Annotated in this window: 13 protein-coding genes; 4 read left to right on the top strand and 9 right to left on the bottom strand. The window is 74.7% G+C overall.

Translation table 11 applies throughout. The features are described 5' to 3' along the window. Positions 1–195 precede the first annotated feature (195 nt). The 3 genes from ABT006_RS19970 to ABT006_RS19960 form a co-directional block, all read right to left on the bottom strand. Positions 196–903, bottom strand: coding sequence for a hypothetical protein (locus tag ABT006_RS19970; protein ID WP_350708351.1), 708 nt, complete (start codon positions 901–903; stop codon positions 196–198). 326 nt (positions 904–1,229) lie between these two features. After that, complete coding sequence (locus ABT006_RS19965) at positions 1,230–2,351, bottom strand: DUF3626 domain-containing protein (RefSeq protein ID WP_350708349.1); 1,122 nt, start codon at positions 2,349–2,351, stop codon at positions 1,230–1,232. Between the two features lie 183 nt (positions 2,352–2,534). Then, entirely contained in the window at positions 2,535–3,011 is a 477-nt protein-coding gene (locus ABT006_RS19960) for a VOC family protein (RefSeq protein ID WP_350708347.1), read from the bottom strand. A 108-nt stretch (positions 3,012–3,119) separates the two neighbouring features. Between ABT006_RS19960 and ABT006_RS19955 the strand changes: the two genes are divergently transcribed. Beyond that, entirely contained in the window at positions 3,120–3,302 is a 183-nt protein-coding gene (locus ABT006_RS19955; RefSeq protein WP_350708345.1) for a hypothetical protein, read from the top strand. A 29-nt stretch (positions 3,303–3,331) separates the two neighbouring features. Further along, positions 3,332–4,237: an anti-sigma factor RsbA family regulatory protein gene (locus ABT006_RS19950; RefSeq protein WP_350708343.1), complete on the top strand. Its 906-nt coding sequence runs from the start codon at positions 3,332–3,334 to the stop codon at positions 4,235–4,237. Positions 4,238–4,383: 146 nt separating this feature from the next. On the opposite strand, the gene ABT006_RS19945 is transcribed toward ABT006_RS19950, so the two are convergent. Both ABT006_RS19945 and ABT006_RS19940 read right to left on the bottom strand, forming a co-directional pair. Then, positions 4,384–5,013 carry an MBL fold metallo-hydrolase gene (locus ABT006_RS19945; RefSeq protein ID WP_350708341.1) on the bottom strand — a complete coding sequence of 210 codons (630 nt, stop codon included), beginning with the start codon at positions 5,011–5,013 and terminating at the stop codon, positions 4,384–4,386. Next, positions 5,013–6,098: an S-(hydroxymethyl)mycothiol dehydrogenase gene (locus tag ABT006_RS19940; RefSeq protein WP_350708339.1), complete on the bottom strand. Its 1,086-nt coding sequence runs from the start codon at positions 6,096–6,098 to the stop codon at positions 5,013–5,015. The genes ABT006_RS19945 and ABT006_RS19940 overlap by 1 nt, the downstream gene beginning before the upstream one ends. Positions 6,099–6,289: 191 nt before the next feature. On the opposite strand from ABT006_RS19940, the gene ABT006_RS19935 reads away from it, so the two are divergent. Next, positions 6,290–6,715, top strand: coding sequence for a hypothetical protein (locus tag ABT006_RS19935; protein ID WP_350708337.1), 426 nt, complete (start codon positions 6,290–6,292; stop codon positions 6,713–6,715). Positions 6,716–6,755: 40 nt separating this feature from the next. Here ABT006_RS19935 and ABT006_RS19930 read toward each other — a convergent pair whose 3' ends face one another. From ABT006_RS19930 to ABT006_RS19915, 4 genes are all read right to left on the bottom strand, one after another. Next, on the bottom strand, positions 6,756–8,060 hold the full coding sequence (locus ABT006_RS19930; RefSeq protein WP_350708335.1) for an MFS transporter: 1,305 nt from the start codon (positions 8,058–8,060) through the stop codon (positions 6,756–6,758). After that, positions 8,057–8,719, bottom strand: a complete 663-nt coding sequence (locus ABT006_RS19925) for a GntR family transcriptional regulator (RefSeq protein WP_350708333.1) — start codon at positions 8,717–8,719, stop codon at positions 8,057–8,059. Before ABT006_RS19925 ends, ABT006_RS19930 begins: the two co-directional genes overlap by 4 nt. A gap of 158 nt (positions 8,720–8,877) precedes the next feature. Continuing rightward, entirely contained in the window at positions 8,878–9,984 is a 1,107-nt protein-coding gene (locus ABT006_RS19920; protein ID WP_350708331.1) for a CapA family protein, read from the bottom strand. Positions 9,985–10,091: 107 nt separating this feature from the next. Next, positions 10,092–11,651 (bottom strand): MFS transporter, encoded by a 1,560-nt coding sequence (locus ABT006_RS19915; RefSeq protein WP_350708329.1) that lies wholly within the window; start codon positions 11,649–11,651, stop codon positions 10,092–10,094. 148 nt (positions 11,652–11,799) lie between these two features. On the opposite strand from ABT006_RS19915, the gene ABT006_RS19910 reads away from it, so the two are divergent. Further along, complete coding sequence (locus tag ABT006_RS19910; RefSeq protein ID WP_350708327.1) at positions 11,800–12,333, top strand: TetR/AcrR family transcriptional regulator; 534 nt, start codon at positions 11,800–11,802, stop codon at positions 12,331–12,333. The last annotated feature ends 112 nt before the right edge of the window (positions 12,334–12,445 follow it).

Raw genomic sequence — 12,445 nt, 5'->3', positions numbered from 1 at the left:
CCCGGCGCAGGGATCAAGCCTGACCGCCCGGAGCCGGGCACGGCGGGCCACACCCCCCACCACGACCGCACAGCAAGACAACACCCCCCCACCAAGGAAGGCACAGCGCCGGAAGAACGCGCCGCCGCAGACACAACCGGCCGGCCCCCTGAAATCGGGACCGGCCGGTCGGGTCATGCGGTTGTCACACGGTCGTCACCAGAGCTGGGCGACGATGTCCGCTGCCTGCTCCTCCCACTGCGCGTACGCGAACGGGTAGGCCGAGACCTGCACCGTCTGTGCGGCGGAGGTCAGCGGCAGGTCCTGCCAGCCGCCGACGTTCTTGAGCGCCTCGAAGAACGCCCGCGAGGCGTACTCGGGGTCGGTGATCTGGTCGGGCGAACCCCAACCCGACGACGGGCGCTGCTGGAACAGGCCCTGCGAGTCGTGGTCGTTGTACGCGCCCAGGTGGCCGAGGTTGTAGAGCTTCGACTCCTGCAGCGACGTCGCGATGCCGATGACGGCGCCCCGCTCACCCACGCCGGTCTCCTTGGCCTCCTCGATGATGGCCTTGGCGTTGGCGAGCTGCGCGTCGTCGAGCGGGATGCGCGACTGGGCGCCCTGCACGCCGTGCGGGATCAGCTCGTCCCGGGCGGGCTTGTCGGCGACCGGCTTGGCCGTCTCGCCGCCGGTGGTCAGGGCCGACTCCTCGGTGGGGGCCGACTTGCCCTGGCCGGTGGCCTGCTCGATCGCGGCCACGGCGCCCTCGTGCGGCGTGCTGGTGACAGGTGCGGCCACGGCTGTCGGCCCGAATGCCAGGCCGCCGAGGGCGGCGACACCCACGACGCTCAGCGCGATCTTGCGGTTCGAGTCCTTCGAGTCCTTCGCGATGGCCGGGAGCCACCGAGTGAAGTCGTACTTCACGATGGTTGCCCTTTCGGTCAGGCGAAGCGCTCCGTGCTGAGCGCTCCTCGGGGGAACTTCCGCGCCGGAGGAGGTTTCGGTTCCGGCGGTACGGGGGACACAACCAGCTTGACCTGTCGGGCATTCCGGATATGAGCCGGTGGTGGCGTGCTGCGGTCCCCGTCACTCGACACGTGGGACGGGCGAGCACATTCCCCTGCGTCGGCGCGCGGAAAGATGAACCGGACGATCGACCCAGGCCGGCCGAGTCCGGGCCGGGACAGCCGGGACACGCTCACCGCGAGGCCGGACCGGTGAGGGCTGGCACGGTGCCGGACCAGACCGGCTCAGGCGGCGTGGGGCGCGCCGAACCGGACGAGGACGTGCCAGAGCTGCTTGAGGTGCTGGAGGGTGACCTCGGCCGGCCCCCGGTCGGCCCAGCGGGACGGCTCGGTGACCACGGAGACCGCCGCGCGCCCGATCAGGGCGGCGTCGACCAGTTCGCCCGGCCGGGCGAACTCGGCGTGCACCCGGGCGGCCAGCGGGGGGATGGCCGGCCCCCGGAAGTCGGGGTCGATCCGGTCGACGGGAAGCGCGAAGCCGGCGTGCCAGTGCAGGGCGACGCCGTGCCGACGGGCCAGCGCGTCGAGGGTCTCGCCGGCCTCGGTGCCCCGGAAGGACGGGTCCAGGACCACCGCCTCCACGTCCCGGGCCAGGCTCAACTCCCCGTGGATCTGGGCCTCGATGTAGTCGTCGAGGGCGCGACCCGCGGCGCCGGCGGCCCAGGCGGCGTCCTCGCGGCGGCGCAGCAGCGCCCGGACCAGGGCCACCCCATCCCCCGGCACGCCCAGGGTGACCCCGGTGCCGTCGGTAGCCGCGAGCAGGGCCGCCAGCACCGGCTCGAAGACGTCGACGGTGCCCAGGTCGCGGGGGCCCAGGTGACTGTCGCCGAAGCAGAACGTCGCCCGGGCGAGCACCTCGGGGCGCAGCCGCAGGTGGCAGGAGCCGAACCGGGGGCTGGCACCGTCCGGGTGGTCGAGCAGGTTCAGGCCGCCGTACTTCGGCCGGTCCGTCGGGGGTACGCCGGGCACCTGGTAGGCGCCGCCGAAGAGGGTCTCCTCCCAGCGGTCCCGGTCGCCCCCGGGGAAGGCGGTCAGCCCGCCGTTGGAGATGCCGGTCTCGAACTGGCTGCGGTAGACGCCCTCGGCGGCGAGGGCCGACGCGACCGTACGCCCGTCGGCGCTCAGCCGGTCCGGGTGGAAGTTGAGGGTGAGGCGACCGTGCCGGCCGACCGCGGCGATCAGGCGCTCCGGCCGGTGGGTCACGCCCGAGCCCGCGAGTGCGCGGGCGATGGCGGCCAGGGCTGCGGGGCGGTCGCGCAGCGCCGCCGCGCGGACGTGCCCGATCGCCGCGCGCTGGGCGGGGGTCAGTGCCGCGTCGACGGCGGCCGGACCGGCGGTGGGGTGCACGGCTGCGAATACTTCCCGCGCGCGGGCCGGGACGCACCCGAATTTCGGTGCCGGCCGGAGCAGCGTCGTGCGGCGGCGGCAGCCGGTCACCGACCTGCCGGCCCCGGCCGATTCCGGTTCCGCCCTTCCGCCCGCGCCGTCGTTGCCGGCCACGCTCCGAACGGACCGAGGAGTCCTTTTCGGTTACTCCTCGCGCGCCCGGTCGGTGCCGAAGCCGTCGAGGGTCGCCCGCTCGTCCGCGCCGAGCAGTTCCTGGAAGAGCGTGATCTGCAGGCCGGCCGGGGCGTCGAGGCGCGAGTTGAGCGACTGCCACGGGGTCACGGTCGGCGGGGCGATCTCGGTGGCGCCGGCGGAGACCAGGCGGCGGGTGGCGGACCGGCTGTCGTCCACCTCGAACGCCACCCTAATCTTGGGGGCGACCTGCCGCCCGACCTCGACCTCGTCGATCATCCGCTTCTGCGCCGGGTTGGCGATCTCCAGCGTCGCCCGGCCGGCGTCGAGGATCACCACCCGCGCGTCGCCCTCCCCCGTGAAGGCGGCCTGCTCGGGCAGGCCCAACGCGTCACGGAAGAACACGACCGCCGCCTCGTAGTCCTCGGCCTCCACGACCAGACGAAGCTGGCGTACGGCGGGTGGGCGGCCGGCGTCGTCCGTCGTCATGCCGGCAGAGCCTAGTCGGTCACGGTGCGCCGGGCGCCTACGGTTCACCCGCTGGGTCGGTACCGAAACCGGGGATTACAGTGGGAACGCCGACCGGAAGGCAGGGAATTGACTGTTGGTGCGGTGGTCGACCAGGCCGCCCTGGGGGACCACGTCTGGTGGGCCGACGACGACGAGACCGACGCGCTCGCCGCCGTCGGCCGCTTCGTCACCCCCGGTCCCCGCCACGGTCGGGCCGCGGCCGACGCCCTGGACACGTCGGGCCCGTCCCCGGTGGGACCGGCGGCATGACCGGGCCGGGCGGCACAGCGGGCGCTTTCGTGCACGAGGGCCTTTTCTACCGCGACCCGGACGAGCTGTTGGCGGGCACGGTGCCGTTCATCACCGGCGGGTTGGCCGCCGCAGAACCGGTGCTGGTCGCGATGCCCGGCGCCAACCTGTGGCTGGTCCGCGCCGCGGTCGGCGCGATGGACGGCGTGCGCTGGGCGGACATGACCGAGGCCGGCCGGAACCCGGGGCGGATCATCCCGTGGGTGTTGCAGGCGTTCATCGACGAGCACGCCGGCCGGCGCGTGCGGATCATCGGCGAGCCGATCTGGGCCGGGCGCAGCGACACCGAGTATCCGGCCTGCGCCCAGCACGAAGCGCTGATCAACATGGCGTTCGCCGGCCGTGACGCCACCATCCTCTGCCCGTACGACGTGGCGGGCCTCGACGACGACGTGCTGGCCGACGCGTGCGCCACGCACCCGGTGCTCGTCGACGACGCGGGGCGGCGGTCGAGCGGGGCATACGCCCCGTCGGAGGTGGTCGCCCGCTACAACATCCCGTTGCCGGCACCGGCGGAACCGGTCGCTGCACTGGCCTACCAGGTCGACAGCCTGCCCGCCGTGCGCGCGTTCGTCGCCGGCCACGGCCAGGTCGCCGGGCTGCACGAGGACCGGGTGGCCGACCTGCAGATCGCGGTGACCGAGCTGGCCACGAACAGCATCGCGCACGCCGGGGGCGCGGGCGTGCTGCGGGTCTGGCGGACCGCCGAGCACCTGGTCTGCGAGATCCACGACGACGGCCGGCTGGCCGACCCGCTGGCCGGCCGGTTGACTCCGGCGAAGGACGGCGTCGGCGGTCGGGGCCTGGTGATCGTGCAGGCGCTCTGCGACCTGGTCCGGGTGTACAGCACCGCCGTCGGCACGACGGTCCGCCTGCACATCCGCCGCCCGCTCTGACCGGCGCCGGCGCTCCTCCCCCACCCGCTCTGACCGACGCCGGCGCTCCTCCCCCCGCCCGCCGGGTGGGCGGCGTCGCCCGGACCGGGCCGGCGGGTCCGGTCCGGGCGACGGGCTGACCGTGGCCGGCCCGCCGGCCCGCGCGCTCAGTGCCCTCGGGCCAGCCACTCGTCCAGGTGCGGGGCCTCCGCGCCGACGGTGGTGCTGTCGCCGTGCCCGGTGTGCACCACCGTCTCGGGCGGCAGGGTGAGCAGCCGGTCCCGGATCGAGGCGACGATGGTGCCGAAGTCGCTGTACGAGCGCCCCGTGGCACCGGGCCCGCCGGCGAAGAGCGTGTCGCCGGTGAACACCGCGCCGAGCACCGGGGCGTGGAAGCTGCACGCGCCGGGGCTGTGGCCGGGGGTGTGCAGGACGGTCAGCGCGACCCCGGCCACCTCGACGGTCTGCCCGTCGCGCAGCTCCCCGCCCGGCGCCTCGTCCGGGTGCACCATGTCCCACAGCACCCGGTCGGCGGGGTGCAGCAGCACCGGCGCGCCGGTGGCCCGGGCCAGCGCCGGGGCCACCCGGACGTGGTCGTCGTGGGCGTGGGTGGCGAGGACGGCGCGTACCCGCCGGTCGCCGACGGCGGCCAGGATCGCGTCGACGTCGTGCGGGGCGTCGACGACGACGCACTCGGTGTCGTCGCCGACGATCCAGACGTTGTTGTCCACGTCGAAGGTCTGGCCGTCGAGGGAGAACGTGCCGGAGGTGACGGCGTGGTCGATGCGGGCCGCCATCAGAGGACCACCACCGAGCGGAGCACGTCGCCGCGGTGCATCCGGGCGAACGCCTCCTCGACCCCGTCCAGCGCGATCTCCTCGGTGACGAACGCGTCCAGGTCGAGGCGGCCCTGCAGGTAGAGCTCGGTGAGCATCGGGAAGTCCCGGCTGGGCAGGCAGTCGCCGTACCAGCTCGACTTCAGCGAGCCGCCGCGGCCGAACACGTCCAGCAGCGGCACGTCGACCGTCATCTCCGGCGTCGGCACGCCCACCAGCACCACCGTGCCGGCCAGGTCGCGGGCGTAGAAAGCCTGCTTCCAGGTCTCCGGGCGGCCCACCGCGTCGATCACCACGTCGGCACCGAAGCCGCCGGTCGCGGCGCGGATCGCCTCGACCACGTCGTCCTCGCGGGCGTTCACGGTGTGCGTGGCGCCGAACCTGCGGGCCCAGTCGAGCTTGCGGGGGTCGGTGTCCACCGCGATGATCGTCGTCGCGCCGGCCAGCGCCGCGCCGGCGACCGCCGCGTCCCCGACGCCGCCGCAGCCGATCACGGCCACCGAGTCGCCCCGGGTGACCCCGCCGGTGTTCATGGCGGCGCCGAGACCGGCCATCACGCCGCAACCGAGCAGCCCGACGGCGGCGGGCCGGGCGGCCGGGTCCACCTTCGTGCACTGGCCGGCGTGGACCAGCGTCTTCTCAGCGAAGGCGCCGATGCCGAGTGCCGGGGCGAGTTCGGTGCCGTCGGTCAGGGTCATCTTCTGGGACGCGTTGTGGGTGGCGAAGCAGTACCACGGTCGGCCCCGGCGGCAGGCGCGGCACACCCCGCAGACGGCCCGCCAGTTGAGCACCACGAAGTCGCCGGGCGCGACGCTGTCGACGCCGGCCCCGACCTCCTCGACGATGCCGGCGGCCTCGTGCCCGAGCAGGAACGGGTAGTCGTCGTTGATGCCGCCCTCGCGGTAGTGCAGGTCGGTGTGGCAGACCCCGCAGGACAGGATCCGCACGACCGCCTCGCCGGGCCCCGGGTCCGGCACCACGATCGTCGTCACCTCGACCGGCGCGCCCTTGCTGCGGGAGATGACTCCCCTGACCTGTTGGCTCACGATTTCCTCCTGCTCCACGCCGGCGCGCCGCGCCGCCGTCATCCAGGGTGCGCTGCGACGGCACCGTGGGGTGACGTCCTCTCGGCGACGCTACCGCTGATCATCCGTCGTCCCAACGCCAGGTCGGGCGGTTATCGCCTCGTGGGCGGGGTAGGCGGAGGCACGGTTCGACGGTGGGACGGGAGTGCGCCATGAAGGTCAGTCATCTGCCGCTGCGGGTCAGCACCGGCGCGTTCATCCTCAACTCCGGCCTCGGCAAGCGGAGCCTGGAGGGGGAGGCCGCGCAGGGCATGCACGGGATGGCCGTCGGCGCCATCCCGCAGCTCGGGCAGCTCGATCCGAACCGGTTCGCCCGGCTGCTCTCCCGGGCCGAGGTCGCCCTGGGCGCGGCGCTGCTCGCGCCGTTCGTCCCGTCGGCGCTCGCGGGGCTGGGGCTGGCCGCGTTCGGCGCGGGTCTGGTGCAGCTCTACCTCAAGACGCCGGGGATGCGCGAGCCCGGCAGCCTGAAGCCCACCCAGCAGGGCATCGGCCTGGCCAAGGACGTCTGGCTGCTCGGGGCCGGCCTGACCCTGGTGCTCGACGACCTGACCCTCCGCCGCCGGCTCCGCCGACGGTGAGGCGGGCCGGGGCCCGGCGCCGGGCCCGGCCGCGCCGGACTCAGGGCGTGGCCGGGGTACGCGCCCGCGCGGCGGCCTCCCGGCGGGCGGCGTTGCGGTAGCGCAGGACCTGCACCGCGCCGAGCGCCCAGAGGGCGTACTGCACGGCGAAGGCCCAGCGGAAGGCGGCCAGGTCCGGGGCGGCCCGACCGGCCGGCGTGGCCAGGTCGAGCACCACGCCGACGGCCAGCACCAGCACGATGGAGGCGAGGAAGCCCCCGACGTTGACCACGCCGCTGGCGCTGCCGATCCGGTTGACCGGGTTGGCGGTACGCGCGTAGTCGAAGCCGATCATGGAGCCGGGGCCGTTGACGGCCAGCACCAGCACCAGCGTGACCAGCAGCCAGCCCGGCGCGCGTCCCGGCCAGGCCAGCACGACGGCCCAGACCGCGGCGGTGGCGCCGGTGATCACGAAGACCAGCACCGACCGGTGGAACGGGTGCCGGGCGCACAGGTGCGCGATCACCGGCCCGGTCAGGAACATGGCGACGGTCATCAGGGTGAGCAGCGACGCGGCGGCCGTCGGGCTGAGTCCCTGTCCCTGCACCAGGAACGGGTATCCCCAGAGCAGGGCGAACACGGAGCCGGAGAACTGGGTGACGAAGTGCGTCCAGAGGCCCAGCCGAGTGCCCGGCTCGGCCCAGGCGGCCCGCAGCTTCCGGCGCACGGCGGCGAGGTCGGGTGCCGGGCCGGGGGCGGTCTCCCCGTGCGGGGTGTCCCGGACGGCAACCACGATCATCAGGAGCACCGTCGCCCCCACCGCCGCGACGGCGAGGAAGGCGGGAGTCCAACCGGCCCGGTGCAGCAGCGCCACCAGCGGTACGGCGCCGAGGATCGCCCCGAGCTGCCCGAGCGTCCCGGTGAGCTGGGTCATCATCGGGTTGCGTCGCCCAGGGAACCAGAACGCCACGATCCGCAGCACGCTGATGAAGGTCATCGCGTCGCCGAGCCCGACCAGGACGCGGGCGGCCACGGCGAGGCGCACGTCGGTGGCGAGGGCGAAGCAGACCTGCCCGGCGACCATCAGCGCGCCGCCGGCGATGAGCAGCCGCCGGGAGCCGAACCGGTCGAGCAGCACGCCGACCGGCACCTGCATCAGCGCGTACACGGCGAGCTGGGCGACGGAGAAGGTGGCCAGCACCGAGGAGTTGATCTCGAAGCGGTGCGCCGCGTCGACCCCGGTGACGCCCAGCGAGCTGCGGTGGAACACTGCGGCCACGTACGCGCTCACCGCCACGCCCCAGACCAGCGCGGCGGCACGGCGCGGCGCGACCGGCGCGGGTGCCGGGGTGGTCAGGACGGTCACGGCAGCGTCCGCAGCACGTCCGCGGCCTTGTCGATGTGCGCGGCGACGGCGGCGAGCCAGGGCCCGGGGTCGTCGGAGTCGAGCGCGGCGAGCTGGGCGGCGTGCTCGGTCAGTGCCGTCTCGGCCCAGCCGGGCGAGAGCCGGAAGCTGGCCTCCCCCATCCGCAGCTGCCGGTCGCGCAGCCGCTGGTACAGCTCGGCGAGGATCTCGTTGCCGGCCGCGTCGACCACGATGGCGTGGAAGGCGCGGTCGGCCTCCATCAACGTGGTCACGTCGCCGGCGGCGTGCGCGGCGCGCATCTCGGCCAGCCGGGCGGCGAGCCCCTCCCGCAGCGCCGCCCGGCGGGGCCAGATCCGCTCGGCGGCGTGCAGCTCGACCAGTCGCCGCGCCTCGATCACGTCGGTGATCTCCCGGGCCGAGACCGGACGGATCAGCGCGCCCCGCTTGGGGTAGAGCTTGACCAGCCCCTCGGCCTCCAGGCGCAGCAGCGCCTCCCGGACCGGCGTGCGGGACACGCCGGCGGCCTCGGCGATCTCCCCCTCGCTGACCAGCGAACCGCCCGGGTGGATCTGCTCCAGGATCGCCCGCTTGAGGTGGCGGTAGGCGCGTTCGGCGGCCGACGGCGCGGCGACCCGCCCGGACGGAGAGGGATGCGTCATGTATCTATGATGCGCCCCTGGCATCGACGCGTCCGATCGCCCGTCCTCGGGGTGGCGCACACCACGGTCGGCGCGGGGCCACGGCCAGGACGGGCGACCGTCGGCGCGGGATAACGGGCAGGCCGGGCGGTCGGCGCGGGCCCCCGTCGGGCAGGCCGTCAGCGCGGGTGGAGGGCCAGCAGCCCGTCGGGGTCCATGTCGAACCCGGAGACGAACGGCGGGCCGAAGCCGCCCAGCAGGTCCGCGAGCCAGCGGGCGTCCCCGGGCGCGGCCCGCTCCAGCCGCATCCGGCGCATCCGCACCGGGGCCGCCCGCAGCCGACGCAGCGCCCCGGTCGCCGCGTCGAGGGTGGGCAGCCAGAGCAGCCGCAGCTCCGGCCGGTACGCCTCCTGCCCGCCGATCCCCTCGTAGTCGTCGACCAGGTCGCCGCAGCCGTAGAGGACCAGCCGGTCGCGGTACACCTCGACCGGTCGCGGGTGGTGCGACGAGTGGCCGTGCACCACGTCCACCCCCGCGTCGACCAGCCGGTGGGCGAAGTCGACGTGCTCGGGCGGCACGTCGTACCCCCAGTTGGAGCCCCAGTGCACGGAGACCAGCACCCGGTCTCCCGGCCCCGCCACGGCGGCGATCCGGCCGGCCAGCGCGTCGGCCGACGCGGCGGAGACCTCCGGCAGGTACGCCACCCCGGGCGCGTCGGCGGTGGCCGCCCAGGGCGGGGGCACGCCGCTGGACGGGGCGGCCACCGACCAGACCAGCAGGCGGCGGCCCGCGGCGAGCGGCACCCGGGCGGGCGCCCAGGCCGACGCCTCGTCGCGGCCGGCGCCGGCGGTGACGATGCCCGTGTCGGCCAGCGCGTTGAGGGTGTCGGTGAGGCCGACCTCGCCGAAGTCGAGGGTGTGGTTGTTGGCCAGCGCGCAGACGTCGAGCCGGGCCGCGGCGAGGCAGGGCAGGTTCGCCGGGTGCATCCGGTAGTGGATCGCCTTGGCCGGGGCGTGTGCGCCCCGGCCCGTCACCGCCGTCTCCAGGTTGACCACCCGCACGTCCGGCCGCAGCGCGTCGAGCAGGTCGAGCGCCTCGCCCCACGGCCAGGCCGGCGGCGCCGGGCGCGGGACCGGGCCGGCGGCGGCCTCGGCCAGGCCGACGTAGTCCCGCGCGTCCCCGACGGCGGGTTCACGCAGCTCGGGCGGACCCGGTGCGGGCAGGATCGCGTCCACGCCCCGGCCGGTCATCACGTCGCCGCCGAGGAAGAGGGTCACGTCGGACATCCCGTCTGCCTTCCCCGCGGGGCCCTGCACTCACCTGTCGCCGGCCGGCGATCGACAGCCGACGGTGGACGTCTCTCACCGGGGCCCGAACAGCCGGTGTCGCGGACTCAGGGGCGCCGGCCGGAGGGAATGATCTTCCACGCGGTCAGGGCGGCCAGGAGGAGCAGGGCCGCGGCGACGAGCGAGGTGATCTGCATGCCGTGGGCGAAGGCGTCGCGGGCGGCGGCCAGGATCAGGCTGCCCTGCTCGCCGGCGCCGACCAGCGCCGGAGTGCCGGCGGCCAGCGACTCGGTGACGGCCTCGCGGGTCGAGTCGCCGAGTGCGGACAGGTCGGGCAGGCCGGCGCGGTACAGCACGGTGTGCAGGGTGCCGAGCAGGGCGATGCCCAGCGCGACGCCCAGCTCGTAGGACATCTCCGAGATCGCCGAGGCGGCGCCGGCGCGTTCGCGGGGCACCGTGCTCAGGATCGCGTCGGTGGAGGCGGTGAACGCGATCCCGATCCCCAGCCCGATCACGACGAGCCCCACGGCCAGGCAGGTGTATCCGGTGGCACCCTCGGCCACTGCCAGCACCCCCAGGCCCGCCGCGGTCACGAGCAGGGAGGCGGCGAGGGCGCGACCCACGCCGAGCCGGGTGATGACGCGGACGGCGACGACGGCCACGGCGATGGAGGCCAGGGTGGCGGGCAGCTCCCGCAGCCCGGCCTGCAGGGGCGAGTAGCCGCGGACCAGCTGCAGGTACTGCGAGAAGAAGAACAGCAGCCCGCTGAAGGCGAAGATCGCGACCAGCGAGGCGAGGACGGTGCCGGTGAACGCGCGCCGGGCGAAGAGGGTGACGTCCACCAGCGGCGTGCGCAGGGTGCGCTGGCGGCGCACGAACACCACCGCGGCGCCCACGCCGAGCGCGGCGGCGAGCAGGCCGGCCGGGTCGACGCCGGTCTTGGCGATGTGCTTGACCGCCCACACCGGCGGCACGATCGCAGCGACCGACAGCGCGGCGCCGAGCAGGTCGAAGCGTCCGGGGTCGGGGTTGCGCGATTCAGGCACCAGCCGCGCGACGCTGATCAGCACCAACAGCATGATCGGCAGGTTGATGACGAACACCGACCCCCACCAGTAGTGCTCCAGCAGAGCACCACCGACCAGCGGGCCCAGGGCCGCGCCACCGGCGGCGCCGGCCGACCAGACCGCGATCGCGCGGGTGCGCTGGGCCGGGTCGGTGAACAGATTGCGCACGAGCGACAGGGTCGAGGGCATCAACGTCGCGCCCGCCACGCCGAGCAGGACGCGGGCGGCGATCAGCCAGCCCGCGGTCGGCGCGAAGGCCGCCAGCAGCGAGGCTGCGCCGAAACCGGCGACGCCGAACAGCAGCAGCCGCTTGCGGCCGATGCGGTCGGCCAGGGTGCCCATGCTGATCAGCAGGCCGGCCAGGGCGAAGGAATAGACGTCACCGATCCACAGCACCTCGGCAGAGGTGGCGCCCAGGTCGGCGGTCAAGGCCGGCATCGCCAGCGCCAACACGGTGCCGTCGACGGCCAGCAGGGTCACCGCCAGGGTCAGCGCCGCCAGCGCGGCCCACTGCCGCGCTCCGGCGCGGGCCAGGCGCGCGGGCGTGTCCGGCCCGGCGTAAGTGGCGCCGACCGGCGGAGAGGGCATCGCGGACGTCATGCTCCCACGTTACCGACCATTTGGTCCGCTGAGCAAACCGTATGGTCGGCTCGTAGGATCGGCACAGCGGCGACAGCCGTTTCGCCGCCGGGACGAGCAGGGAGACGTGGTGCGAGGTCGAGAACGCGACACCGTCAGAACCCGCAGGATGGTGCTGGACGCCGCGGCGAAGGTCGTCGGCACGCACGGGTCCGGCGCCAGCGTGGACGCAATCGCCCGGCAGGCCGGGGTCTCCAAGGGCGGCCTGCTGCACCACTTCCGCTCCCGCGACCAGTTGCTCCTCGCCCTGGCCGAGGACCTCGCCGAGCAGTTCGCCGCCGCGGTGCACGCGGCGGTCGACCCGCGGGACCACGCTCCCGGGCGCCTGGTGCGCGGCTACGTCAACGCCACCTTCGACGACCTGATCGACGGAACCAGTGTCCCCGAGCAGGTCGTGCTGGCCGCCGCCCTGTCCACCGTCCCCGGCGTCGCCGAGGTGCTGCAACGCGACAAGCAACGGTGGAACGAGGCATTCGACGCCGACGGGCTGCACCCGCAACGAGCCCTGCTCATCGTCCGCGCCGCGGACGGGGTAGCGACCGCGGGCCTGTACGAAGGCGGCACCGACCCCGAGGAACTGCGACGCACACGGCAACTGCTGCTGGCCCTCAGCCGCCAGGAAGGGCCCCTCGCAGACCTGTGAGCCGGAGCACCGCCGCACCGATTCCTGCCGACACCGCGGGTGGCCGAGCACGCCCGCCCTAGCGGCGGACGGCCTGCACCACGACGCCGTCGAGGCGCCCGGGACGGGCGGG

The sequence above is a fragment of the Micromonospora sp. NPDC002717 genome, assembly GCF_040295705.1.
Classification (GTDB): domain Bacteria; phylum Actinomycetota; class Actinomycetes; order Mycobacteriales; family Micromonosporaceae; genus Micromonospora.
This window is presented reverse-complemented; position numbering and strand designations above follow the sequence as displayed.